The sequence below is a fragment of the Clostridium sp. LS3 genome (assembly GCF_055330225.1).
On the sequence record NZ_CM143921.1, the window covers coordinates 2,984,772 to 3,011,022 of the forward strand.

Consider the following 26,251-nt stretch of genomic DNA (forward strand, 5'->3'; position numbering starts at 1 on the left):
TTCTAAATTTTATAATAATCTCTGTTTATAAATTTTTATTATTTTTTTAATCTAAGCTTGTTCTTTCTAATAGTATATCTAATAATTCTTTTGAGGATTTTCCCCTTTTATCTATATGAAATTCTACTTCTTCTATTCTTTTATCCATTTTGTCTATAAATATTTTTGTTTTTTCATCATAGTTTTTTTCATTTTCAATTCTTGTATCCTCTAAGCTTAGTTTTATTATATCTAAAGCTTCTATTAGTTCTTTTCTATAGTCCTCTTCTGTTTTACTATTATCTAAATTATTACTACTTTTAATTTCTAAATTTTCTGATCTATTAACACTATCTTCTTTTATATTATATATATAAAAGTTGTAATCATTTGGCTTTCCCATTAGATAATATCTTAAATTACCATTTTTCCTGAAATACTCCATAGAATTTGAATGCTGACAAAAATATATAGTTCTATTTTTTTCTATTAAGTCTGTAATAGCTTGAGAATGGAAAGCTATATTATTTTGCCTTGCATACTGAACTATGTCACCTGGTAATAGACTTTCATATATAGTATCCCAATTTTCTAGTGCATCTATTAGCTTATATTCTTTAAAGGCATAAGCTCTTTCGTATTCTTTACCAAAATGTAAAGCAAAGGGCTGGGCTGCTGTCCATGTAGATGTTCTATTAGGAAGGTTTTGAGAATAATAAAACCAGGATTTAATACTAGTGGCATTTGCTTTAGAACCTACAAACTCTAAACCACCAGCTCTTAAAACCTGTGATACAAAATTAGTACAATCTCCCCCTTCATTAACGTAGTTATAATATTTACTATTTGATGATGTGGCCCATTTTAAAGCATATTCTCTAGCTGCTTCCCTATTATAATTAATATTTTTACTTCCAGTTCCTAATGAACTTGCATCCGTACTAATTTTAAAAGTTTCTAGTATTAATAAAACTAATATAATTATTAGTTTTATTCTTTTTTTTATAAACATTTTCATATTTTATTTCTCCAAACTAATTTAAACTTCAATATATAGTCTTTGAAATAAAATTAAATTTATTATATATTTCTTATTAATTTATATAGCAAAATAAGGTACTATCTTATTTATAGTACCTTATCATAATTTAATATATTAACTTTTTAATTTCTAATACTAATTATCTTTCTTTAACATTTCACCTATAGCTGCAATGCTTCCAAGTGAAGATAAAGTCTCATTTGGTAATATAAGCTTATTAGCTGGGTTATTAGCCATTTCTTTAAGGGCTTCAACTTGCTTTAAAGCTATAACTGTTTCATTAGTACCTGATTCTATAATTGCTTGGTTTACTTTTCTTATAGCTTCTGCTTCTGCAATTGATATTTCTTCTATAGCTTTAGCTTTACCTTCTGCTTCAAGTAATTGAGATTCCTTTAAACCTTCAGCTCTTCTAATATTAGCTTCTTTTTCAGCTTCTGCTGCAAGGATTTTACCTCTCTTTTCCCCTTCAGCTTTCTCAATTTGAGATTGTCTTAAACCTTCAGCTTCAAGAATCATAGCTCTTTTATTTCTTTCTGCTTTCATTTGCTTTTCCATTGCTTCTTGAATTTCAGTTGGTGGAATTATATTTTTAATTTCAACTGAAAGTATCTTAATACCATATGCATCAGTAACTTCATCAATTATACTTAAAAGATCTTGATTTATTTTATCTCTTCCAGATAATATTTCATCTAAACTCATATTACCAAGAATATTTCTCATATTAGTTGTTGCTGAATAAACTATACCTGATCTAAAGTCTTCAATATTATATACAGCATCTCTAGCATTTAATAATTTGTAGAATATAACATTATCTACTGATATTTTAACATTATCCTTTGTAATAACTGATTGAGGTGGTACATCTAAAATTTGTTGTTTTGTTGAAACTTTCTTTCTAACAAAATCTGCAAAAGGAATTAAGAAATGCCATCCTGGTTCTAAAGTCTTATGATATTGACCAAATCTTTCTACTACATATAAGTATCCTGTGTTAACAATTTTAATTGTTGATAAAATCACTATTAGTACAAAAAGTATTACTACCCCTGTAATTATTAGTCCTATTAAACCCATCTAAATTTCCTCCTCTTTTTTTATCATTAATTTAATACCTTCTATTCCTATAATCTTAAAACTTTCATTTTGCTTTATTTCTTCTCCTGAGTTTTGTACAGTCCAGTATATTCCGTCAACTTTTATTTTGGCTCTGTCTTTAATGTCTTCTTTTGCTTTCATAACTCTTCCTATATAGTTCTCTTCCATTAAAGGTGTACGTTTAACTCCAACCTTAAACTTTCGTTTTGCCCATGGATAACCTACAGATACAGTTATTAAGTTTACAACTAAGAAAAGTACTGCTTGCACCCCAAAAGATACTCCTAATAAATCTGCTATCATAGCTGCAAATGCTCCAACTGCAAACCAAGCAAACAAGAAATTACTAGTTGCTATATCTATAGCAATTACTGCAGCAGCAACTATAATCCAAAAAATTACTGCATTCATTATTTCCCCCTCCTTTATTTCTAATAGCATTATAACATATTTTAACAAAAATTAAAATTTTGTTAACTTATGAATTGATTATACTATACTGCTCACTCCTTTACAATGTCTTTTAAATCTTTTTATATAGTATTTTATAACTTATTTTAACTTTAAATTCATCTTCCTTCTATTATCATTGATTTTCTATAGTTTTCCTTTTATTATTATTTATATATGTAAAATTTAATTAAAATGCCTAAACTATTTTTAACCAAATGAATTTAAAAAGGAAAAAGAGTTAAAATAACTTATATACAAGATTATTATTAGTTTAATATAGATTGGAGAGATTTTATGGATTTTATAAAGGTTGCAGCAGCATGTCCAGTAACCCGTGTAGCTGATGTTAATTATAACTTAGAAAATATATTTATTTGTTTAGATGAGGCACATAAGAATGGCGCCAAGTCAATAGTTTTTCCTGAATTATGTATCACCTCCTATACCTGCAGTGATTTATTTATGCAATTTAGTTTGTTAGATAAAGCTACTTCTGCCATAGAAAAGCTTATTGAAAAAAGTAAAGGCTTAGATATGCTAATTGCAGTTGGAGCTCCTTTAAACTTTAAAAATGCTTTATTCAATTGTGCTTACATAATTTTTGATGGAAAGCTTCTTGGAATAGTTCCTAAATCATATATACCAAACTACAGCGAATTTTATGAAAAACGTTGGTTTAGTGAAGGTCTTGGAATAATTGATGAAAAAGTAGATTTTTCTTTTCAAAAAGATGTTCCTTTTGGAACTAACTTAATATTTACTTCTGGAAACTTTAGATTTGCCTTTGAAGTTTGTGAAGATCTTTGGGTTACAATTCCCCCTAGCTCTTACCTTTCCCTTCTTGGTGCAAATATAATAGGAAACCTTTCTGCTTCCAATGAGCTTGTAAGTAAGAAAGATTATAGAGAAGCGCTTATTTCTAATCAAAGTGCTAGATGTATGTCAGCTTATATTTATTCTTCTGCTGGAGTACATGAATCAACTACTGACTTATTATTTAGTGGTCATATGATAATTTCTGAAAATGGAACTTTACTTAAAGAAAATGAAAGATTCCAAAGAGATAATGAAGTAATATATTCATGTATAGATGTATTTAAACTAAATAGTGAAAGACTTAAAAATATAAGCTATAGAGATGCTTCAAGAATACTTCCATTTGAAGCTGAAAATATTAACTTTAATTATAAAGACACTAAACTATCTAGCTTTGATAGATTTGTGGATAAGCATCCTTTTGTTCCTTCTAATTCAAAAGTTAGAGAAGAAAGATGTAAAGAAATATTTAATATCCAAGCTTCTGCTCTTGCAAAAAGAATGGAACATACTGGTCTAAAGAAAGCAGTTATAGGTATTTCTGGAGGTCTAGACTCTACTTTAGCTTTATTAGTAGTCGTTAAAACCTTTGAATTATTAGGGTTAGATAATAAAAATATTGTTACAATAACTATGCCTGGATTTGGTACTACTGATAGAACTTATAACAATGCCTTAACTTTATGCAATGAACTAGGTTGTGATTTAAGAGAAATAAATATAGTTAAGGCTTCTCTGCAACATTTTGAAGATATAGGTCATGATAAAAATATTCATGATGTTACATATGAAAATGTTCAAGCAAGAGAAAGAACTCAAATTCTTATGGATTTAGCTAATAAAGAAAGTGGTTTATTAATTGGTACAGGAGACCTTTCTGAATTAGCTCTTGGTTGGTGTACTTATAATGGAGATCATATGAGTATGTATTCAGTTAATCCATCAATACCAAAAACTCTTGTTAGATATTTAGTTAGATATGTTGCTGAAAAGGAATCTAATTCTCAGGTTTCAGATACTCTTTTAGATATATTAGATACTCCAGTTAGTCCTGAGCTTTTACCTAAGAGTGAAAAAGGTGAAATAACTCAAAAAACTGAGGACATAGTTGGACCTTATGAATTACATGACTTCTTCTTATATCACTTTATTAAAAATGGATCTTCAAAAGAAAGAATCCAACTGCTTGCAGAACAAGCATTTAAAGATGATTATACTTCTGAAGAAATAAAAAAATGGCTTGATAAATTTATATATAGATTCTTTACTCAACAATTTAAGAGAAGTGCTCTTCCAGATGGACCTAAGGTTGGTAGTATATCATTGAGTCCTCGTGGTGATTGGAGAATGCCTTCTGATGCTTCTTTTAACTCTTTTAAATAAAATAAAGATATTGTATTCCAAGTAGTCAGTATCATTTCACTGGGAGTTTTTATAATTCTATTTATTCAAAATACCTAAATTACTATAACTCGCATTCGCTCAGACAATAGTAATTCTTAACGGCATTTTGAAACATAGAATTATAAAACTCTAACAGTTCATGATAATACTACTTTCCATGCAATATCTTTATTTCTTATATAAACTGAGTTTTGCGTCAATCCACATCTATATAGTTGAGCTTATTTAAATCTCCTAAATTACCATAACTCGCATTCGCTCAGACAATGGTAATTCTTAACGAAAATTTAAAACACTCAATTATGAAACTCTAACACCTTGTAATAATGCAGGCCTCCGCATAATGTGATTTTGCTTTTTGCTTATAACTTTAAAATGAGTTTTGCATCAACTAATATTTTCTTTAAGTTAGCTTATTTAAATCTTTCTAACTTTATTACTTTTGAATGAATTATGCTACCACAATCTTTGCAAATAATATGCTCAATAGAACTCCCCATTTTAAATCCAAATGACTGTGGATAAACACTTCCTTGTGCCAACTGATAACCTCTAGCAAAATCTGTAGATTCACAATATGGACATTTCTCTATTTTTATCTCTTTCATAAAGACTCTCCTTTCAGTATTATTAGAATTGCAAAATAAAAAATACCGCATATTCATTTTTTTGAATGATACGGTACTTTCACTTAATTCATTTTTTAATAATTAAGCTACTTTTAGGTCCAGTATATTTAATAAATACAATAAATACTAATAGTATTAATATAAATGTTGGTATTGCAAATAGTTTATTTATAAAAATAGATAAAATTAATCCAACAACACCAATAACTCCAACCAATAGTAATATTCTTTTTATATTATTTAGTGCTATCTCAGGATTATAGTTTTTCTTCTCTTTTTCTTGAAGTAAAAGGTACCATTTTATCCAATTAACGCTTTTCTTAGGATTTGCTAACGATAAAAATACAAAAATTAAGAATGATGCGATTGCTATATCTAATATTCCTTTTTGCCATTTATCCATTATTAAATCTTCCTTTCTGTTCAATACACAATATATTACTATTATTAATTTATTATAACATATTTTCCCAACACCATATTATTCAATTTTCAAAGAATATATTTCAGTAATTATTTAAATAAATATTTTTATTTATGTAATATTTTAAGATTCCTTCTATTAAATTCTATCTAATTTCTTAAACAAATTGGAATTTATTTTGCAATATAAAATTATTTAATAAACATATTCTGACTTTCCTAGACAAAAATTTATAGTATTGAAACTTGTAATATCATTTACTATATAATATAATTTAATTCACCAAATGATAACCATATTCAATTACTATCACTTTAAATCAAAGGAGATTATTAATGGAAAGTATAAATAAGTTTCAAAGTTTTACTATTTTTGCGATGGTTTTATTAGGAATTCTACTAGGTCAAATAAGTCTGATACAAACTTATTCAGAATATTTAATAATGCCATCATTAACAATAATGTTATTTTTAGTATTTATACAAGTGCCTTTAAAGGAAATAGGAAATTCATTTAAAAATATAAAGTTTACATTAACATCAATTATCATAAATTTTGTGTGGACACCAATAATAGTATTTATCTTAGGTAGATTATTTTTAAATAATCATCCAGAACTTTTAATAGGGTTTATTATGCTTATGGTAACTCCCTGCACAGATTGGTATTTAATATTTACTGGAATTGCTAAGGGAAATGTAGCTTTAGGTTCTTCTATCCTTCCTTTAAATATAATACTTCAATTACTTTTATTACCCGTGTATATATTATTGATAGCTGGAACTAGTGTAGATATAAATGTTATAAGCTTGGGTAAAGGAGTTGTCTCTAGTTTAATGATCCCTCTATTGTGCTCAATAGTCGCTAGAAAACTTATTATAAATAAAATAGATGATCGTGTATTTGAAGATAAACTACTTCCTAAAGCATGTGATTATCAAGGATATTTTTTAAATATAGCCATTATAGCTATGTTTGCTTCGCAGGGAAAAGTCTTGCTGGAAAATTATCAAGTATTATTTATTTTATTAGTACCAATATTGGTATTCTTTATACTTAACTTTATAGTTGGAAGATTAGTAGGTAAGGCTATTAAACTGAATTACCAAGATAGTGTTTCTTTAAGTTTAACTACTCTCGCTAGGAACTCTCCTATAGCATTAGCAATTGCTGTTGCGTCATTTCCGGATAAGCCCTTAATTTCATTAGCTCTTATAATCGGACCACTGATAGAATTACCAGTATTATTTTTAATATCCAAAATTTTATTAGGCATAAAATTAAAACAAGAATCATATCAGTATAATTAATGTTTAAGTATATTGCTCGTAGTTTAGTATGATAAGATAAATTTATCATACTAAACTTTTTTTCTAAGAAACAGATGTTTTAATGAATACCTTAAATTATAATAAAATTTAGTTCACAATATAATCATTAAATATAGTATTATACATTAGAATCTATTCATTTATCTGTTCTAGAATCACTCTTCTTTTGTAAAAACCATACTTTTTATAAAATTCTAATACATTTTCATTACCTTCTGCTACTCCGATTATTTTTGTTTTTGCTTGTTTGCTATCTAGCCATTCTAATGACATATTCATTAATTTATCTCCTAAACCATATTTACGATACTCTTTCTCAATAAAAAGAGAATCAACCTCTCCGATTAATTCTTTATCTATTGTGCTTATGCAATAGCCAATATATATGCCTTTTTCTAAGTCTTTAATTAAATCTATTTTAACCTCTAAATTATTATTCTTTATAAACTTATTTTTTCTATCTTCAAATTTGAAATTTTTGAATATATCATAAAAATAGGTTGAGTTGCCTTCATGATGTTTATTTAATTTTTCCCATAAAGGTTGTACTAAATCAAGTAGCTCTATACTCCCATTTATAAATTCAAAACTATTCATCTTAACCTCTCTTTCATTGTGTAATAAATACTTACTGAAAAATATCCATTAAATTGTTAGTATAACTTAGCCATATTATTCATCAAGATACTTACCATCACGATATATAGAATTTTTTTAATTCCTTCTACCTGAAATCCACTTTCTCATATTATTATCTTAACATCTTTAGGTCTTTCATCAAGTTCAAATAACATATAATTTGTTTCTTTATCTAATGCTAATAATATTTTTAACATGTTATCTGCATCTTTCATTTCACATTTACGAATGTCCATTATAAGGTCCACCTTTTAATTTGTTAATTATGTTTATTTCATATTATAAGATACTTGCTCATTGATTTTTACTCTCTATCCAAAAAATTAAGTTTCTAAACTCCAATCATTTGTTTGATATTCTCCTAATGTTCCTTTAAACACAACTTCACCTTTATCATTAAACAATATATATTCAAAGGCTTTTGCGCTATATCCCGAATATTGAGTTTCTCTATTAAAATTTAACTCTTCACTTATAAATAAAGTTTTTTCTTCTTTTGGATGTGCTTTAAATTCATTTTCTAAAGTAATATACTCTTCCTTTACATACTCCTTTAATAAGGATGGTGCCTTAATTTTTATGTGCAACTTTTGTGTATCATTGCTACAATTTACTATATCTATTCTTCCATTTATAGTGAGTTTATCCTTATTTCCATTAAAGTTCACTAAAGTTTTCTCTCTATCAAGATATATCGAATTTAAATCCTTAGAAAATCCTTTATAAAATTGAATACAATAAACCCACATTACAGGGAAAATACTCATTAATGCTACTGTTACAATAACTCTTCTAAACGTTGTCTTAATTAGAGAGTTTTCTTCTATTTCATTAAGTTGTTTTAAACAATAATATATTCCCACCATAACTATTAACCCAGCATAATAAATTCCCCAACCATTACCCCTAATAGGTTTAAATATTCTTTCAGCAAATATTTCTGGTACATTATTGCTATTTCCCATTAACACAAACATTATTGCTAATCCTAAATAACAAAGTATTCTTCTTTGTATTTTAGATAACTTATCCAAAATTCTCCTCCCTCTGATTATCTATCAATCTTTCCATATTTATTAATTTTATATATAGTTCTAGCTAGTCCTAATACTAAAATTGAAACCTAAGCAAATTTATACTGTTATGATATAAAATTTAATAATGTAAAAAAAATCACATATAACAATTAATAACTAAGTTCTGACATAGACATTAATCTTATCATAACTAAGGAACTGCCTTAAAATTTTTATTAACTTATTATAGTCACTATAATCAAAGTACATATAGCTTTCTCCCCTAGAATGAAGATATACTAATTTAATTTTATTATTATGCTTTAATAACTTAACACTATTAATTTTACTCCATTTACATGAATCACCTTTAATACCTGATAAGCCTTTTTGAGTAATTCCTTTACGCATAAATGATAACACTAAAAATAAAGCTGTATATATTATTCCATATATTAATTCATGAGTGTCTGTATGTTTTAAAAAATTAGTTACTAATATAGAAACTGATGCTATCCACATAAAAGCACGATATATTCTATTAATTGAAGCCTTAATCAAATAATACTGTTGTCCAATTAATGCTATAAGAATTAAAGCACAAAGCAATACTATTTGAAAATAATCACTAAGATTCATAAGATTTTCACTACTCCTTAAAAAGTTTATATTATAATGAAATACTCTAATATTAAGTTTTATTAATTAAGTTTCAATAAGTTCAAGTTATAATTAATTTTTTCTCTTACTAAAAATATAAGTAACAAAAAACCCTCTATCATATTCATTTTCTATATACTTAATTAAATCAAATGACTTCTTTATATATTCAAAATCAGTTGGTTGAATTAAATCTTCTTTTCTAATTCTAGAGTCAACTTTATGATTATGCCCAAAACCACAAACAAATAAAATTCCATTCTCAGTTATATGATTTTCTATATTTTTAAATTGCTTCTTGTTTAATCTATAGTGATTAATTAATATATTATCAAATATACCTATATCATTTAATGAATCCGCTACACTTAAATCAATTTGTTTTGTGTTTATTAAATAATTATTTCTTTTAGCAAACCTACTTAAACGCTCAAGTGCCTCACTACTAAAATCAACTCCTGTTACTTTAAAGTCATTTTTAAGTAAAAACAAAGCATTTCTTCCATCACCACATGCTATATCAAGAGCAGAACCCCTTTTAAAATATATAATGTTTTCAACTAATGATTGTTCTGGATTTAATGGATTATCACTTCTATTTGCAAATTTATCATCCCAAAATTCCTTATTTCCCATGTACCTCATTTTAAATTCTCTCCTAAAATTGTATTATCCAAATAGCATAATACAATTATAAACTAATAAACCATTAAATTACATATATTTATTGATATTGTACTATTTGATTCTTAAATATCATGTTTAATTATCTAATTCACAATAACTTTAAATTAAACATTATTATATAGGATATATTACTTATGTAGACCTCTCATTTATTGTTTAAATATAAAAAATACCGCATATTCATTTTTGAATAATACGGTATTTTAATTAATATTCTATATAATTAAGTCTAATATTTATCTTTTTCCAAAAAAATGTAGTTATCTTTACATTCCAACAAACGTAGCTGATCCATTATCTCCATTATAAGGCGGAGCTCCTTTAACAGTTACATAACAAATTATTAGTTTATATTCTTCTCCTTTAGGTATATCTTGACTAAAGGTTAATACAAATGTTTTTGCTGAACCATCTTTTGAATTAATTTTAACTAATTTGTCAGTAAGCGAATTATTTTCATTAACCTTATCATTTTTACCAAGAGTAGCTATATGTTCTGGTTTAACATTATTTGTGTCTTGAACCCAGTAATTAGTCGCTTTTGTTCCTAGATCCATATCCACATCCATATCATAGCTTATTTGAATTTGATTAGGTGAAATCTGCTGTAGTCTTACAAGCTGTGGAATATCGAATTCTCTATTATTCTCAGCACTTAAATAAGTATTAGAAAATTCAACAACAGATTTAGCACTTACTTCACTTACCCCAAATAACTGCACTGTAATTACAGTACATAAAATTAAAAAACAACTTAAATATTTTTTCATAATTACCTCCTGATTATATCTAATTATTGTTGCAAAATTATCTTTCCCAAAATTCATTAGATATATTAATCTAGAATAATTTATTCAATACCCCATTATTAAATTTTCAAAGATCATATTCTATTAGCTAGTTCGCAATAATCTCAAATTAAACGTTCTTATATAGAACGGATTACTTATCTAGTACACTCATTTATAAATTAAATATAAAAAATACCGCATATTCATTTTTGAATAATACGGTTTTTCATTAATTTAATATTTAATTAATCTTTGTATATTTGTGCCATCTATGAGGTAAAACATAAAACAAAGATAAGACTAGAATTAAAATAAAAATATGCAATATGAGTTTTAATTTAAAATTACTCAAAGTAACGTAATCAAATCCAATAGAGGATATAAAAACAACTAATCCAGTATATATTCCCATATATATATTGGGTTTAGGTTTATAAATAGAGTTACATTGTTGACACTTCAAATATCCTTTCAAATTTAATATGCTTTTCAATCTATCATAAAAAGTGAATCTATGATTGCATTCAATACAATTTCTCATAATAATCCGCTCCTCAAATTACTTATTAACCTTGTTGTTACCTTCTTCAAATGCTTTTCTATTTGGATTTCCTGATTTTGCATTAAAATCTATTTGTAGATATTTTTTATCAAGTATATCTTTCTCACTATTTCCCCCTCATTTCTTCTATAATAAGATTACCCATAATATATTGATATTGTGTATTTAAATTATAAAAAATTTAATATTGAATCATTTCTTCTACATCACACCCGTTTAATGAGTACAAAGTAATATTTTCCCAAATATCACATATGCTTTTATTCTTAAATACTTTTGCATTTAAAAAGTCCTCTAAGCAATCATAATCATAGCCTTGTGAACCATCTTCAACTAATCCATACCAGTAAATTTCTTTATTCACATTATTCTTATCTGGCACTTTCCCCATCCAACAATCTTCATATTCTACATCATTATCAATACAAAAGTTAATTTCAATACAAGAATTATTTTTTAATACATCTTCACTTAATACTTTTACTAAATCTTGTAGCTTAATTTTTACCAATACTGTCACTCCTTAAAATATATTTAATGTTCCTTTATCCCAAAGCCTATCCATCTTCCATCAATATCTTCAATAACAAATCCCGTATCCATACAGATTTCTATTTGTAATTACTTCTTGTCCATCTGATTTATTTAAAATAAATAGCCTCTATAAATGATTTTTCATTATATTTTTATCATCTTACAACTCTTAGCCATAATTTCGTCAAGCAATTCTTCGTCAATATCTTTAATTGAAAGTAATGGTTTGGGTTCACCATAATATTCATCAACACTTTTCTCGAACCAAGTAACATCATGCCACTTTCCAAATTTATAACCAGTATTATGATATACTCCTAGTTTCTTAAAACTAAAATACTCATGTAATTTCTCACTATTTTTATTTGGATATGTAACTCCTCCATATATATTTTGAATATTTTGTAGTTTAGATATTTCAATAAGAGCACTATAAAGAGCTTTCCCCATTCCACAATGTAAATATGAATTATCAATATAAACTGATAGTTCAACATTCCATTGATATGCAGCTCTTTCCTTATGTCTATATGAATAAGCATATCCAATTATCTTTTCATCTAAAGTGCAAACTAGATAAGGATAATCTAATGATATTTTTCTAATACGATTTTTGAATTCATTGATTGTTGGTATTTCATATTCAAAAGTTATAACTGTATCCTTTATATATGGTGCATATACTCTTAATATTTCTTCTGCGTCATTTTCATTTGCCATCCTCATTTTAATATCCATCATTATGTTTTGTTATCCTCCTTAAAATATAAATAATTTCTTATTTATAATTGAAATGAGTAATATTTATCTGAATTTCTCTAGACTATAATTCTTCTCATCATCTAACTTTTCTATACCATTTTTATAGTTATACCTCATTTTTTTAATAATGCTCAATACTTTTAATCCCTTACCCATTTTAATTAATTTACTAGATAGAAATATAATACTATTATACTTTAACCTAACTAATTTAACTATATTTTCAATATCGTATTAAATAAATCTTGATTTTTTATCCTATTATTTTAATCTACTCCTATTTGTATCAACTCATCTGCTAATCCAATTTCTTTTAATTTAAATACAGAAACTCTTAATATATTTTTTTCAATGAAATTTAAAGGTAACAGAAATCTAAAACTATTTTTTATAAAACAAAGCCTATATCTTACTTTACATAGTAGTTCTCCATCTTTACCCATAATACTACAGACACAAGTCTCTTTCTTATCTTGTTACATTATATTGTTTATCCTTATGACTTTTAGTAAATATGACATCTATAGTTAATAGATTACGTTGGATTTAGTGTAAAATCCCCTATAATTTAAAAAATAGGAATAGCTAATGAGTACCCAGTTACCTGATTAGCTATTCCTATTTATATCAATATTTTAATATAAGTATCTCTAATGCTAAAAAATTTGACAGAAATAAACCTTTTTTCTATCACTTAATTTTGCAACTACTATTGGAGTCTATCTATTTAAATGCTTAAATACCTATTTAATTTTAATAATTTGATCTTCTAATAAAATGACTTCCCATGAAGCTTTTTGAAGATAATAATTCTTTTCCCTGTCTAATTTATTAAATACATATGTTACTTCCATATCTAAAAGCCCTAGTATATTTTTATCTTTTGAATAAAGTGGAGAATAATAATCTTCTTTATTATCACCTCTTATACCAAAAAATGAAGTTGCTTGCATTCCTGTTGCTCTTACCCTCATAAAGGTTTTATTATCTTCATCATAAATATCTAATATTTCCAAGGTTCCATTTTCATCTAAATCATAATAACTTTTTTCTAAAGTTATTAAATATCTCTCTGGCTCTATAATCTCTCCTGAACCATATGGAATAAAATAAACTTCACTATTTTCAGCTGGTAATCTATATTTCCATGATACATTTCCTTCTTCAGTATCACTACCTATTACTTCACTCAATTGTCCTTTATTACTATCCCAAATAATATAAGATATACTTTTACCAAATTTACTATTATAATTCTTAAGTTCAATAAATATTTCTGTAGGATATTCTTTAGCCTTAATTATATCCATTCTTCTATCATTAAATACTACCTTTTTATTAATTTCATATTCCTTAACTTCTATATTACTACTATCTAATGATAACTCTAGCGGTTCCCCTTCCAATTCTACAAAGTTATCACATGAATTCCATGGAGAAAGCCTTGCAAAATCCCCTATATAAAGCCTTGTAAAATTAAGTGTACAATTTAATTTTTCTGGTGATAACCGTTCATTATTAGGTGAAATATACAGAGTTACCATTCCAGCAAAGGTATATTCATCTATAAATTCACTATTTTCTAAGTCAAACAAATAACCAGCCTCAATATCTAAATCCACATCTGCATCAAACCAATACTTTTCATTTTGATTTAATTTTTCTTTACCTATAACATTATAAAAAATAGTTAATTCTTTTCCATTATAATAAACACTTTCTATATTTAAATCATAGCCCTCACTTTTTACATTTCTCATAATTGGTGTAGAAACTTCTTCATATCCATCTATTTCATTATTTCTATTTAAAAAGGATATAACCTCTCTCAAGCCTGGAATCTTTTCTGCATACGTTGGGAAAAATACTCCAAAAGTTAATGTACATACTGTTAACACTGCAATAAGTCCACTTACTTTTGCAACTAATTTTAAAGGCTTCTTACTTCCACCATTTTTAGCTATAGTTTTCCTTATCCTTGATTTAATTCTTTGTTTTTCTATATCATTTAATTGAGTCTCATCATATTCACTTAAATCTATTTTTACATCATTTAAATATTCTAACGGATCTTTCATGCTTTTCCCTCCCCAACTCTATTTCCAAAGATTGATTTTATTTTTTTCTTTCCTCTAGAAATCCTATTATAAATTACTTCTTCCTTTACAGAATAATTTTCTGCAATGTCTTTTATCTTTTCTTGATTTATATAATATCTAATGAAAATTTCTTTATCCTTAGGCTTTAATACACTTAGTAATGACTCTACTTCCTTTTTTAGCTCCCTTTTCTCTAAACTCTCTTGGATATTGTCCTCACCTTTAAACTCTAGGTTTTCTATATCCTCTTGATTTAAAGTTATGTTTAAATATTTTCTTTGGTAGGCAATGCATTTATATTTCGATACTGCTGCCAACCAGTTTTTAAACTCCCCCTTGGTATCATCATATTTATCAATACCATTCCAAATAGCTAATAATATATCATTTATACATTCATCATGATAATCTGTGAGATTATACAGATGTTTATTTACTATAGATTTTATTAATCCACCATAAGTGTCAATTAAATAATCTAAAGCTTTTTCATTTTTCTTATTTAAACACTTTATAAAGTTCTTTTCATTCACCCTCATAAAATTCTCCCTTCTGTAAGTCCTTACACTTATTACTTAGCTTAAAATTTATAATTTCTATCAATTTATCTAAAAAATATTTTTATTTTTTTACTTACTATTTATTATAAAGTTTAAATTGCTCTAATAACATAAAAAAGCCAATAAAAGCATTCCTTTAGCTTTATTGACTTTAAATTTAATTTAAATATTCCATTAATCTATATTATATTTTACTTTTACACAAATACTCTCATCTTCATTAACCCTTTTAGACTTATTATTAAAGTCATAATGTCCACACCATATTAAATCTAAATTCAGTTAATATATTTTTTCAATGAAAATTAAAGGTAGCAGAAATCTCGAACTATTTTTTTATAAAACAAAGCCTATATCTTACTTTATATAGTAACTTAAGATATAGGCTATTGGAATATTTTGTATATATATTTATTTTTATTATATAATCTTTGTAAAGAAATAGAGAGTACTTTGTAAGCACTCTCTTATAGTTGAACAAGCATTCTAAATTCTTTGTAAGTTTCTCCGCCAAATTCATATTCAAATACTTCTATTTTTTTAAATCCATTCTTTTCATACAAGTCAATTGCAATAGTGTTATCAACTTCAGCACTTGTATAAAGTTTTATATGTCCATATTTTTCAATAAAAAACTCTATAAACTTTTGTAACGCTACTTTTCCAATTCCTTGATTTTGAAACTTTTCATCTATCATAAATCTACTCATTGACCAACCATTAATTTCATCATCGAAATCATATAAAATAAAACCAACCATCTCATTATTTTTATAAATTCCTAATGGATACAAATTTGGCTCGTATGCTGATTGAACTAAAGAAAAAATATTTGATGCAACAAATCTTTTTTGTTCTTCACTTATTTTTAATTCTATACATTGATTATAATTACTTCTATCTATTACTCTAAATTCTATATTCATTTTTAATATATTCTCCTAATACTATCTTAAATTATTTATATTTTATATACCCTTTTCTTTCAGAAAGTGTTTGCAATAAAAAATTTATACTCCACAACCTTATCTACTTATTTTTAATTGATTTGTAAATATAAAAAGCAATGGATCCAAATAAAACCATTAATTCTATTGGTAAAAAAGCCATAGATAGATTTTTATTATTTCCGATAATAGACGTAACTTGTTTTAATTGAATATAAAAAAATATTAATACTAATTCAACATTAAGCACTCTCATAAAAGTAGTTGCCATATTATATTGCTTCTCTTTGTTTACTGGGGTTATTTTTACTGCATAGTTATATATTTGTGGATATTTTGCTAAAAAATACAATCCTATATATAATATTATTACTATAGACAATAGAAAAAATATTGTATTTTTAGAGCCGTATCCATCTATTTCTCCTCGCACATTATAGTGAGTTGGTACAATATCTGGTGCATTTAACCAATACATAAAGGTGATTATGACTAAAGCTAAAATTAATATAATTCCTATAATATCGAGTATTTTATTAATATTTTTATATTTACCACTACTCTCCCACTTACTCATTTCTCTCATCTCCTGAATTTAGTACATTAAAATTGCTACTGAATTTATTAGTTTTAAGGTAAATTACTTTGTACTATTAAGCTCTCTTTTAAAATAAAACCAAGTACCATCTACACCGGCTAATTCCCAGCCATCATTTCCAAGTAAGTTTAATTTTTTTGAAATTTCGTTGTTATATTTACTTTTATCAGTCTTAATTATGCTTTTTAATTCTATTTGTATTTGTTCGATTTTATATTCATATTGTTTCATATGATATTTTCTCCTTGTAAATTATATAATATTAGATTATATCATTATCATCCAAATTATTCCACTCACATTATCTTATACTTGTTGATAATATATTTTAAAATACTTAAGGAGATCATATGAAAATTAAAAATAACGAGATAAAAAAGATTTTATATATTTTCTCTTATTTATACTTTTGTTAAGTGACTAAAATAAAAAAAATTAACTTAAAATAATAAGATAATATAATGATTTATCCTATTATTTTAAGTTAATTCTTTATACTGAAGCTTTTACGTAGTTTTTATAAAAGCTTTTATATTTATTCATTTTCTATTCTAGATTTTCTATTTATAACTCTTAGTAAAGTTAAAATTGCACCAATTAAACATATAAATCCTATACCAGTAAATACAAATCTCATTGCATATATAAATACATCTGCTCTACCTTCTATATACCCTACGACATGATATCCCATTTTGCTACTCATCATGCTGTATAAAAGACTTGTTGAAAGTGCTATCCCTGTTGTTGTTCCTAGATTTCTAACTAACCCATTTATACTTCCAGCTATACCTAGCTTTGTTTTATCAACTGTTGACATTATTAATGAATTATTTGGTGATTGGAATATTCCACTTCCTAATGAAAGTAGTCCGACTACTATAGCCACTACTAATAATGAAGTGTTTTCTGTAAGTATAGTCAATGAGAATATACCAAACGTCAATATAGACAACCCTAAAAAGGATATTCTTTCGCTCCCAATTTTATCTGAAAGATATCCACTTAAAGGTGCAACTATAGCTAATATAATAGGGGAAACTGTCATCATAAGTCCAGCTGCACTTGGAGTAAGCTTTAATACATCTTGATAATAAAATGGTAAAATTATATTTATTGCTCCTATAGAAACAAAAGAAGTGAATCCACAAAATATACTTAATGAAAATAATCTATTTTTAAATATACTTATATCTAACATAGGATTTTCTATTTTTTTCTCTATCTTTATAAATATAAATAGTAATAAACATGAAATAATAAAAGCTCCTATAATTATAGGATTTGTATATCCTATACTTTGCCCAAAGTTTATAGAGGTAAACAGTAATATAACTGAAATCATAAATAATATAGTTCCTTTTATATCAAATGGAACTTTTTCTTTAACCTTTTTAAAGTTTAATACCTTAATTACTCCACTATAAACTAAAATTCCTATTGGTATATTTATTAAAAATATATATTTCCATGGTGCCACTGATACTATAAGACCTCCTAATGTAGGTCCTACCATAGTTCCTAAAGCCACTGCGGTTCCAGTCATTCCAAGGGCTCTACCTCTTTCATTAGGAGGAAATGTTTCTGTAATTATTCCTTGATTAGTTGCCATTGCGGCTCCTGCACCTATTGCTTGAACTATTCTAGATAATATAAGCATTGAGAGGCTATTAGATATCCCACAAAGAAGAGATCCTAAAGTAAAAACCCCAATTCCAATTTTAAATACTTTACTTTTACCAATTATATCTCCAAATCTACCAAATAATAAAATAGTTGCACATATAGTTATTAAATAACTTGTAACTACCCATTCTATTCCAGCCATTGTTGTTCCAAGTTCCCTAGCCATAGTTGGCAAAGCTACGTTTACTATACTACTATCAAGGGTAGTCATAAAGGTCATAGGTAACACCGTTAATAATATTGCCCACTCTTTTTTTATCTTCATATTGTCCATCTCCTAGTCTATCTTTTGTATTCTATCATTATATAATACTCCTAGTTTTAAAAATTGAAAATACATATAGAAAAACGTAGGATTCCTCCTACGTCATTCTTGCAAAATTATCTTTAAATTTTGTATATTTTCATCAAAATTCTAATCAGCTATAATTTTTTTATAAAAAACTTTGAAATGCTCTTCATCCTTAAGTATTTCTTGAGCTTCTATGTAAGGTTTCATTATTACATCTTTACTTTCCTCTAAATAAAACTTAGCATATCCACCTTCTCCATATTTTTCTACTAAATGATTATAAACTCTGTTATAAGTTTCCTCTTCATTTAAATCCTTATAGTTTTTCTTTGAAAAGTTATAACATCTTTCTATCATATCATATATATCTGTTGTTCTATCAGCATCTGAAGCTATATATCCGTATATACTTCTTGGCTCATGAGAATTGGATGCTCTATGATCCTCACATGCTTCTCCCATTAAAGTTAACTCTTCTTTTGTAAACAATTTCTCTAATTCTCTATCATTTATCAGCATATCTCTTGAATGTATTTGATGAAGTTTTCTATCAATACTCATTCCTAAATCATGATATACTGCAATAGTTAATACCATATTTTTATTTACTGGGAAATATTTTGACAGTTTAATTGATGAATCTATTACTGTTGCTATATGTTTTATGCCATGTCCCTTATCAAAAACTTTATAATTTTCTAAAATATTTTCCATTAAATATTTTAATAAGGATTTATCTATTTCCCTGTCAATTATATGACTGACCTCTTTACTTACTATTTCTTTTATTTCATCTAAATTTTCCATATATTATCTTAGTGAAAGAGCTTTAATTAAAAAATCTATCACTAAATACTCACTCCTTCATTATTAATTTTAGTTATTTAATAAATTATATATAATCGTGTTTTAAATATTTTCTGATTACAAATAATTATAATATGCAAATAATAAAATTAATATATTTATACTAAATTTACTCAACAATTTATATTATTTAACCCTTCCTCATACATACTAAAATTTTATGATTTGTATATAAGTTTATAAACTTCTATAATATCTATATAATAATAATTTTTAAATTTATATTGGAGATATAGCGAAAATATCAATTTAATATTTTAGTAAAACTGGACATACAAAAGAAATAAATAATGTAGTTACTGAAGTCATAAAAAAAGTAACTACAATTGAAGTTGGTGTATTGGATTTAAACAATGTAGATGATATCTTTTTACTAGATAGTAAGCTGTATTCATTTAGATGCTGCTGCATTAGATGAAAACTTTTCACAAAGTAAACCCATGTTTTCAATATTTGGAGAACATAGCACTAAAAGCTAAAGAATTATTTGAATAATACTATTTAAAATAAAACTAATATTGTTATAATATAAAAATAATAATTTAATTCTTCCAAAATCTATATAATATATATTAAACATAAGAAGGAGGTTCCTTAATGAAGTGTGTTTCAATTTCTGGGAGAGCAGGACATGGAAAAGATACTTTAGCTTTGAAGTTAAAAGAAATACTAGAGGGAAAGGGTAAAAAAGTATTTATTATTCACTATGCCGACTATTTAAAAATGGTTGCAACACAAGTTTATGGTTGGAATGAATTAAAAGATAATAATGGTAGAACCTTACTTCAACATTTAGGCGATAAAATGAGAGAGGTAGATGAAATGTTTTTAATAAACGAATTACTAAAAATATTATCACTAGTTAGAGATGATTTTGATGTAGCCTTAATTCCTGATGCTAGATTTCCTAAAGAAATAGATTGTCTAAAATCCATTGGTAAAACTACATCAATTCATATTACTAGATTAAATTATGAAAGTAATTTAACAGAAACCCAAAATAAACATAAAACAGAAATATCTCTTGATGATTATATTTACGATTATAATATATTCTCAAATGGGAATGATAATATATCTTCTATACCTTTAATAATAGAAGATATACTCTCTTAGGAATAACCATTATACGTTCTCTTTATATTAGACTATATTATTCTGAATTTAAAAAATAGAGCAAACTAAATTGTTTGCTCTATTATTATAAAAATAACTCTTCTTATGCAATTTCTTCAATATCTCTAACTTCTCTAAGCTTTTCTTCTACTAGCTCTATAAGTTTTTCTTTATCTGCTTCATTATTTACAACATCCATCTTATCCATATCTATTATTAAAACCTCTGATGCATTATAACAATTTTCTACCCATTCATCGTAATCTTTCCATAGAAAGCGGTAATATTCTTTTAAGCTTTCATCAATTTCAAAATCTCTTCCTCTTAATGCTATTCTATTTAAAACAGTTTCGAAGGATCCTTTTAAATACACCATTACATCTGGAGCTTTCTTAGGAAGCTCTTCTAACTCCTCAAGCATATTATTTAAAAGATCTTCATATATTTTCATCTCTAAGTCATTTATTCTACCAAGCTCCATATTTTTCTTAGCAAAATACCAATCTTCATAAATTGATCTATCTAAGACATTATCATCATGAACTAATGCTTCTTTTATACTTTTGAACCTAGTATTTAAGAAATAAAGTTGTAATAAAAATGGATATCTCTTTTTTTGAATTTCTTCCTCACTCTCACTATAGAATAAAGGTAATATAGGGTTGTCATCTACACTTTCATAAAATACATCTGATTTAAAGTGCTCCCCTAAAATCTCTGCTACAGAACTTTTCCCAAGCCCAATCATCCCACCAACAACTATCAACATGCTTCACCTATCCTTTACTTTTTGTCTTTCTCTATATTACATAATTTAAAATTTACTTTCAAGTCTTGACTTTTTATTTTTATACCATATATGGTATTTATATTTCAAAAATCACTATATATGGTATAGTTATATAATTTCTCAAGTCTATATATTCATATTTGTTTAAATTATTAGTAACTTTCAGTTTAAACAATAACTAAAAAGTATTTATAATAAAAAAGTGGACATATGTGAGTTTGCTTATTCCGTCACTTCGCTCCAAGTCAATGCAAACTTACATATGTCCACTTGAAAACTGAAGGAAAGAAATTATCAAAAGTTATCGACAGAATAAACTTTTTTATAATTCTCTATAGAGTAAATAAAATAGAACTTATAAAATAGACATTAATAGAAAAGTCTACTTGTATAAGTTCTATTGCTAAATATTAATTCGCTTATAGTTACATAAGCTTTAATATTTCTTTTTTTATAGCTACAAATTCATCACTGGTAACTATATCTTCATTTCTTTCCTTAGGTAGGTTAACCTTTATTTCACCATTTATAACTGCTGGCTTTTCTGATATTACATATATTCTATTAGAAAGTAATATTGCCTCTTCTATATCATGAGTTATGAATAGTATAGTTGAATTCATTTCTTTAGTTAAATCTAAAAGCCACTTTTGCATCTTTCTTCTAGTTATTGAATCTAAAGCACCAAAGGGTTCATCTAAAAGCATAATATCTCTTGATGTTAAATATGTCTTTAAGAAATTGGCTCTTTGTTTCATACCACCTGACAGTTGTGATGGATACTTATATTCAAATCCACTAAGTCCAAATTCATTTATATGCTTTTTAACCTTTTCTCTAGCTTCTTTTTTATTATTACCTTTAAATACAAGTGGAATTCCTATATTATCAATAACTTTTTTCCAAGGGACCATCATATCTTTTTGATACATATAGCTTAAATCGCCATTTATTTTTAATTCACCACTATCACACTTTATAATATTAGTTAATATATTAAATATTGTACTTTTTCCACTGCCTGATGGACCTAAAATTGATACTAGCTCACCTTCATTAACTTTTATACTAATATCCTTTAATATCTCCATTTCATCAAAGGACTTTGATACATTTTCAAGTAAAATCTTATTTTGATAAGAATTCATTTGTATAAGCCTCACTTGCTTTCATATCTTTATTTATAAGCTTATTATCTAATAGAAATTTAGTATAATTATCCCATACGCTATCCTTCATTTCTCCCCAAACAGCTGCATCATCTTTATATTTATCCGCAAGATATTTTTGGCTTTCTATTGCAAGTTCTTCTCCTATTTCAGGAACTTTACTTACTAATAATTTTGCACTTTCTTCTGGATTTTTCATAGCGAACTCATATCCCTTAGTTGTTGCTTCCATAAATTTCTTAGCTAAATCTTTTTTATTATTAATAGTATCTTCAGTAGCTGCAATAATTGGTGTGTAATAATCTAATGCTGGATCTAAATCTTTAACTGGTATATAGTTTATATCAAACCCTCTTAGCTTAGCTTCCATATTAGTCCAAGCTTCAAATGTCCACTCAAAATCTAAGTTATTCTTTGTTGCTATAAAGAAATCTTCTGTTCCTACATCAACTATTTTTAATTTACTAAAATCTGCTCCATTTTTCTCCATAACAGCTTTTAATATAGCTTGCTCTGATGGACTTCCCCATCCACCATAAACTTTATTTTCAAAATCCTTAACTGTTTCTATTCCCTTTTCCTTTGGTGAAGCAAATCCTGACGTATTATGTTGTATAACTGTTGCTATAGCTTTAACTGGAAGTGGACTATCTGATGTTCTTGCATATGTTAAATCTTCTTGATAACTTACTGCAAAATCTCCTTTGCCAGCAGCTAGAAGTTGCAGGGATGATCCTTCTGATGGCTGAATTATTTCAACATCTAATCCAAGATCTTTATAATACCCTTTTTCCTGAGCTACATATAATCCTGTATGATTTGTATTTGGTGTCCAATCTAATATTACGGTAACCTTTTGTAATCCTTCTGAAGTTTTTGCTTCTTCTTTTTTACTACATCCAGCTAATAGTGTGAATGCTGTTACAGATGCTAATACTACTGATATAATTTTTTTCTTTAACATTATTATTTCACCTCAAAATCTATTATTTTGTATTTTATTCCTTTATCTTTAATTTTTTATTATTCCATGGAGTACATACTCTTTCCATCAAAGTAACTATAAAAAATATTGCCATGCTTATAACTACTATTATTACTATTGATGCAAACATTTTATCTAATGCATAAGCACTTCTGGCTCTTGTCATATATACCCCAAGACCTTTTTCTCCTCCAAGCCATTCTCCAATTACAGCTCCCATAATACTATAAGTTGCTGCAATTCTCATACCTGAAAAGAAGTTTATCATTCCATAAGGTAACTTTAAATGCATAAAAACATTAAGCTTAGATGCCCCCATTAATTTAAAATGATTGATTAAATCCTTATCTACACCTTCTAACCCGTCAACTATGCTAATTACTATTGGGAAAAAGCATACTAGCACAACCACTATTATCTTTGGAAGTGAACCAAATCCAAACCAAATTATAAATAATGGCGCAAGAGCAACTGTCGGTATAGTTTGAGATATAACTAGTACTGGATATAAAGCTCTTTTTACTAGTGGAATCATATCCATAATTATTGCTAGTATTATAGATAATCCTATTGCTATTAAAAACCCTATCATACCTTCATATAATGTAGTTAAAGTATGAGGTATCATAACTTTAAAATCCTTAACTAATGTTTGCATAACATCTGTTGGTGCTGGCATTATATACTTTTCTATGCCCCCAATAGTTACTATGCACTGCCATAAAACTAATAAAATTATAATAAATACTATAGGTGCTATCTTATTCCCTATATTTTTTAATTTTTTCATCCATTGTCACGCCTTCTTTTTTATAATCTATTTTAACCATAGATACTACTCTTGATGCACCTTCTTCAGTACAAATTTCTTGAGCCCTTTTTACTATTTCTAGTAATTCACCTAATTCTCCCTCCATTGTGGTTTCCATAGCTCCAACTTCATACTTAACTCCAGTGGATGCTATATATTCTATAACCTTGTCCACAACAGGATAAATTCTATCCTCACTAACTGTTGGTATTACTTGAAGACTTACATTACAAACTGACATAGTCTTTTCCTCCTCTAAATATATTTAAAAGTAAACAAATTTGATTTTATTTATATGTCCATATAGTAAAAAAATACAGTATCTCTGATTAGAAATACTGTATTATAGTTCAATTTGTATATTAAAATTCAATAACAAATAATCTCCCTACGTTGGCATTATCCAAATCAGGTTCATGGGTCAAAATAGTATCAACTTTATCTCAGGCAGTTCACCGCCCCCCCAGATATCTATTTACTTTTTATAGTTCCATTTTATTCATTTTCATTCCAAATGTCAAGCTAATCAATAATTCTTATCAACTAAATAATTTTATTAATTGTATAACAATTATATATTACACAATCCATTTCTAAGTTAAGTTTCAACGATTTACTTTGCTTAATTCTCTAAGTGCTTTTCATCCCTCACCCTTATTAGTTCCAAATAATACAACTATCAATCCCTAAAGCTCCTATGGCTATTTTTATTACAGGCATTAAAGTTAAAATTCTCCTAACTAATTATTCTAATATAATTACCCTCTATATTTTTTAGTAATTCATTCAGTTCTATATTCTTATAATTTGAAACCTTTTTAGCAACATCTATTATTGCCCTTGGATATCCATATTCTCCATTAACCCATTCTAAAGCTGTTGGCCCATCAGTTTCTATAAGTAATCTATTTAATGGTATTCTATCTAAAACCTCATTAGTTTTTTCTGAATACCCTATATCTACACTTATTGTAAAATAGCATCCAAGCTCAATATATTTTTCTAAAGTGCTTATTTCACCACTATACCAATGTATAATAGCTTTATTATAATTATTCCTTTTTAGAGCATTATAAATTTCTTCTTCAGCTCCTTTTGTATGGATACTTACAAACTTATTTCTTTTAATACTTTCTTTTAATATAAAATTAAAAATCTTTCTTTGTGCTTCATAAGTACTTTTATCCTCTACCCAGAAGAAATCTAAACCTATCTCCCCTATTAACTCACTTTTCTCTATATAAGGTACAAGATCTTCTAAATTCCCTTTATATTCTGCTGCTTTCCATGGATGAATGCCAAAGCATGGATTAATAAATTTACTCTTTTTACTATATTCTTTATTTTTTATATAGCTTTCTATATTCATACTATTAGCTAAAGTTAATATTTCATTCTTATTTATATCCTCAATTGCTTTTTCTATATTTTCCTCAAAAAAATCTAAATGTGTGTGTGCATCTATATACATAATTCCTCCATGAATTCTAATTTAAGT

31 protein-coding genes and 1 riboswitch are annotated in these 26,251 nt (G+C 26.4%); of the genes, 3 read left to right on the forward strand and 28 right to left on the reverse strand.

Going from position 1 to position 26,251, the window contains the following annotated elements:
- Window positions 1-46: 46 nt before the first annotated feature.
- The 3 genes from ACZJV1_RS13960 to ACZJV1_RS13970 form a co-directional block, all read right to left on the reverse strand.
- Window positions 47-997: an amidase domain-containing protein gene (locus ACZJV1_RS13960; RefSeq protein WP_463650525.1), complete on the reverse strand. Its 951-nt coding sequence runs from the start codon at window positions 995-997 to the stop codon at window positions 47-49.
- A 159-nt stretch (window positions 998-1,156) separates the two neighbouring features.
- Window positions 1,157-2,104 carry an SPFH domain-containing protein gene (locus ACZJV1_RS13965; RefSeq protein ID WP_411168496.1) on the reverse strand — a complete coding sequence of 316 codons (948 nt, stop codon included), beginning with the start codon at window positions 2,102-2,104 and terminating at the stop codon, window positions 1,157-1,159.
- Window positions 2,105-2,536, reverse strand: coding sequence for an NfeD family protein (locus ACZJV1_RS13970; protein ID WP_463650526.1), 432 nt, complete (start codon window positions 2,534-2,536; stop codon window positions 2,105-2,107).
- Window positions 2,537-2,872: 336 nt separating this feature from the next.
- Here ACZJV1_RS13970 and ACZJV1_RS13975 point away from each other — a divergent pair, with 336 nt between their 5' ends.
- Window positions 2,873-4,777 carry an NAD(+) synthase gene (locus tag ACZJV1_RS13975; protein ID WP_463650527.1) on the forward strand — a complete coding sequence of 635 codons (1,905 nt, stop codon included), beginning with the start codon at window positions 2,873-2,875 and terminating at the stop codon, window positions 4,775-4,777.
- Between the two features lie 434 nt (window positions 4,778-5,211).
- Here the strand turns inward: ACZJV1_RS13975 and ACZJV1_RS13980 are convergent, their stop codons facing one another.
- Window positions 5,212-5,406 carry a hypothetical protein gene (locus tag ACZJV1_RS13980; RefSeq protein WP_463650528.1) on the reverse strand — a complete coding sequence of 65 codons (195 nt, stop codon included), beginning with the start codon at window positions 5,404-5,406 and terminating at the stop codon, window positions 5,212-5,214.
- A gap of 88 nt (window positions 5,407-5,494) precedes the next feature.
- Window positions 5,495-5,830, reverse strand: coding sequence for a hypothetical protein (locus tag ACZJV1_RS13985; protein ID WP_463650529.1), 336 nt, complete (start codon window positions 5,828-5,830; stop codon window positions 5,495-5,497).
- A 356-nt stretch (window positions 5,831-6,186) separates the two neighbouring features.
- Here ACZJV1_RS13985 and ACZJV1_RS13990 point away from each other — a divergent pair, with 356 nt between their 5' ends.
- Window positions 6,187-7,161 carry an arsenic resistance protein gene (locus tag ACZJV1_RS13990; protein WP_463650530.1) on the forward strand — a complete coding sequence of 325 codons (975 nt, stop codon included), beginning with the start codon at window positions 6,187-6,189 and terminating at the stop codon, window positions 7,159-7,161.
- Window positions 7,162-7,314: 153 nt separating this feature from the next.
- On the opposite strand, the gene ACZJV1_RS13995 is transcribed toward ACZJV1_RS13990, so the two are convergent.
- The 17 genes from ACZJV1_RS13995 to ACZJV1_RS14075 all read right to left on the reverse strand — a co-directional run bounded on the left by ACZJV1_RS13995 (window position 7,315) and on the right by ACZJV1_RS14075 (window position 20,311).
- Window positions 7,315-7,779, reverse strand: coding sequence for a GNAT family N-acetyltransferase (locus ACZJV1_RS13995; protein WP_463650531.1), 465 nt, complete (start codon window positions 7,777-7,779; stop codon window positions 7,315-7,317).
- Window positions 7,780-7,925: 146 nt separating this feature from the next.
- Window positions 7,926-8,057 (reverse strand): hypothetical protein, encoded by a 132-nt coding sequence (locus ACZJV1_RS14000; RefSeq protein ID WP_460286979.1) that lies wholly within the window; start codon window positions 8,055-8,057, stop codon window positions 7,926-7,928.
- A gap of 87 nt (window positions 8,058-8,144) precedes the next feature.
- Window positions 8,145-8,855: a hypothetical protein gene (locus ACZJV1_RS14005; protein ID WP_463650532.1), complete on the reverse strand. Its 711-nt coding sequence runs from the start codon at window positions 8,853-8,855 to the stop codon at window positions 8,145-8,147.
- Window positions 8,856-9,014: 159 nt separating this feature from the next.
- A complete protein-coding gene (locus ACZJV1_RS14010; protein ID WP_463650533.1) occupies window positions 9,015-9,476 on the reverse strand; it encodes a hypothetical protein in 462 nt (153 codons plus the stop codon).
- Between the two features lie 93 nt (window positions 9,477-9,569).
- Window positions 9,570-10,142: a class I SAM-dependent methyltransferase gene (locus tag ACZJV1_RS14015; protein WP_463650534.1), complete on the reverse strand. Its 573-nt coding sequence runs from the start codon at window positions 10,140-10,142 to the stop codon at window positions 9,570-9,572.
- 308 nt (window positions 10,143-10,450) lie between these two features.
- Entirely contained in the window at window positions 10,451-10,954 is a 504-nt protein-coding gene (locus ACZJV1_RS14020) for a hypothetical protein (protein WP_463650535.1), read from the reverse strand.
- Window positions 10,955-11,718: 764 nt separating this feature from the next.
- Window positions 11,719-12,048 (reverse strand): hypothetical protein, encoded by a 330-nt coding sequence (locus ACZJV1_RS14025; protein ID WP_463650536.1) that lies wholly within the window; start codon window positions 12,046-12,048, stop codon window positions 11,719-11,721.
- Between the two features lie 167 nt (window positions 12,049-12,215).
- Window positions 12,216-12,812, reverse strand: a complete 597-nt coding sequence (locus ACZJV1_RS14030; RefSeq protein ID WP_463650537.1) for a GNAT family N-acetyltransferase — start codon at window positions 12,810-12,812, stop codon at window positions 12,216-12,218.
- Window positions 12,813-13,099: 287 nt separating this feature from the next.
- Window positions 13,100-13,276: a hypothetical protein gene (locus ACZJV1_RS14035; protein WP_463650538.1), complete on the reverse strand. Its 177-nt coding sequence runs from the start codon at window positions 13,274-13,276 to the stop codon at window positions 13,100-13,102.
- A 300-nt stretch (window positions 13,277-13,576) separates the two neighbouring features.
- A complete protein-coding gene (locus ACZJV1_RS14040; RefSeq protein WP_463650539.1) occupies window positions 13,577-14,911 on the reverse strand; it encodes a DUF4179 domain-containing protein in 1,335 nt (444 codons plus the stop codon).
- Window positions 14,908-15,471, reverse strand: a complete 564-nt coding sequence (locus ACZJV1_RS14045) for a sigma-70 family RNA polymerase sigma factor (RefSeq protein ID WP_463650540.1) — start codon at window positions 15,469-15,471, stop codon at window positions 14,908-14,910. The genes ACZJV1_RS14040 and ACZJV1_RS14045 overlap by 4 nt, the downstream gene beginning before the upstream one ends.
- A gap of 488 nt (window positions 15,472-15,959) precedes the next feature.
- Window positions 15,960-16,418, reverse strand: coding sequence for a GNAT family N-acetyltransferase (locus ACZJV1_RS14050; RefSeq protein ID WP_463650541.1), 459 nt, complete (start codon window positions 16,416-16,418; stop codon window positions 15,960-15,962).
- Window positions 16,419-16,521: 103 nt separating this feature from the next.
- On the reverse strand, window positions 16,522-17,016 hold the full coding sequence (locus tag ACZJV1_RS14055) for a DUF1648 domain-containing protein (RefSeq protein WP_463650542.1): 495 nt from the start codon (window positions 17,014-17,016) through the stop codon (window positions 16,522-16,524).
- Between the two features lie 63 nt (window positions 17,017-17,079).
- Window positions 17,080-17,268, reverse strand: coding sequence for a hypothetical protein (locus ACZJV1_RS14060; protein ID WP_460286964.1), 189 nt, complete (start codon window positions 17,266-17,268; stop codon window positions 17,080-17,082).
- A 304-nt stretch (window positions 17,269-17,572) separates the two neighbouring features.
- Window positions 17,573-18,988 carry an MFS transporter gene (locus tag ACZJV1_RS14065; protein ID WP_463650543.1) on the reverse strand — a complete coding sequence of 472 codons (1,416 nt, stop codon included), beginning with the start codon at window positions 18,986-18,988 and terminating at the stop codon, window positions 17,573-17,575.
- A 150-nt stretch (window positions 18,989-19,138) separates the two neighbouring features.
- Window positions 19,139-19,822, reverse strand: a complete 684-nt coding sequence (locus tag ACZJV1_RS14070; RefSeq protein WP_463650544.1) for an HD domain-containing protein — start codon at window positions 19,820-19,822, stop codon at window positions 19,139-19,141.
- Between the two features lie 309 nt (window positions 19,823-20,131).
- Window positions 20,132-20,311: a hypothetical protein gene (locus ACZJV1_RS14075; RefSeq protein ID WP_460286960.1), complete on the reverse strand. Its 180-nt coding sequence runs from the start codon at window positions 20,309-20,311 to the stop codon at window positions 20,132-20,134.
- Window positions 20,312-20,479: 168 nt separating this feature from the next.
- Between ACZJV1_RS14075 and ACZJV1_RS14080 the strand changes: the two genes are divergently transcribed.
- A complete protein-coding gene (locus ACZJV1_RS14080) occupies window positions 20,480-20,998 on the forward strand; it encodes a hypothetical protein (protein WP_463650545.1) in 519 nt (172 codons plus the stop codon).
- A gap of 103 nt (window positions 20,999-21,101) precedes the next feature.
- Here ACZJV1_RS14080 and ACZJV1_RS14085 read toward each other — a convergent pair whose 3' ends face one another.
- The 6 genes from ACZJV1_RS14085 to ACZJV1_RS14110 form a co-directional block, all read right to left on the reverse strand.
- Window positions 21,102-21,767: a deoxynucleoside kinase gene (locus ACZJV1_RS14085; protein WP_463650546.1), complete on the reverse strand. Its 666-nt coding sequence runs from the start codon at window positions 21,765-21,767 to the stop codon at window positions 21,102-21,104.
- Window positions 21,768-22,213: 446 nt separating this feature from the next.
- Window positions 22,214-22,936 carry an ABC transporter ATP-binding protein gene (locus ACZJV1_RS14090; RefSeq protein WP_463650547.1) on the reverse strand — a complete coding sequence of 241 codons (723 nt, stop codon included), beginning with the start codon at window positions 22,934-22,936 and terminating at the stop codon, window positions 22,214-22,216.
- Window positions 22,917-23,921, reverse strand: coding sequence for an ABC transporter substrate-binding protein (locus ACZJV1_RS14095; protein ID WP_463650548.1), 1,005 nt, complete (start codon window positions 23,919-23,921; stop codon window positions 22,917-22,919). The genes ACZJV1_RS14090 and ACZJV1_RS14095 overlap by 20 nt, the downstream gene beginning before the upstream one ends.
- 34 nt (window positions 23,922-23,955) lie before the next feature.
- Window positions 23,956-24,732: an ABC transporter permease gene (locus ACZJV1_RS14100; RefSeq protein WP_460286953.1), complete on the reverse strand. Its 777-nt coding sequence runs from the start codon at window positions 24,730-24,732 to the stop codon at window positions 23,956-23,958.
- Complete coding sequence (locus ACZJV1_RS14105) at window positions 24,704-24,994, reverse strand: thiamine-binding protein (RefSeq protein WP_463650549.1); 291 nt, start codon at window positions 24,992-24,994, stop codon at window positions 24,704-24,706. Before ACZJV1_RS14105 ends, ACZJV1_RS14100 begins: the two co-directional genes overlap by 29 nt.
- A 127-nt stretch (window positions 24,995-25,121) precedes the next feature.
- A riboswitch (TPP riboswitch) is annotated at window positions 25,122-25,229 on the reverse strand.
- Between the two features lie 260 nt (window positions 25,230-25,489).
- Window positions 25,490-26,224, reverse strand: coding sequence for a TatD family hydrolase (locus tag ACZJV1_RS14110; protein WP_463650550.1), 735 nt, complete (start codon window positions 26,222-26,224; stop codon window positions 25,490-25,492).
- Between the last annotated feature and the right edge of the window lie 27 nt (window positions 26,225-26,251).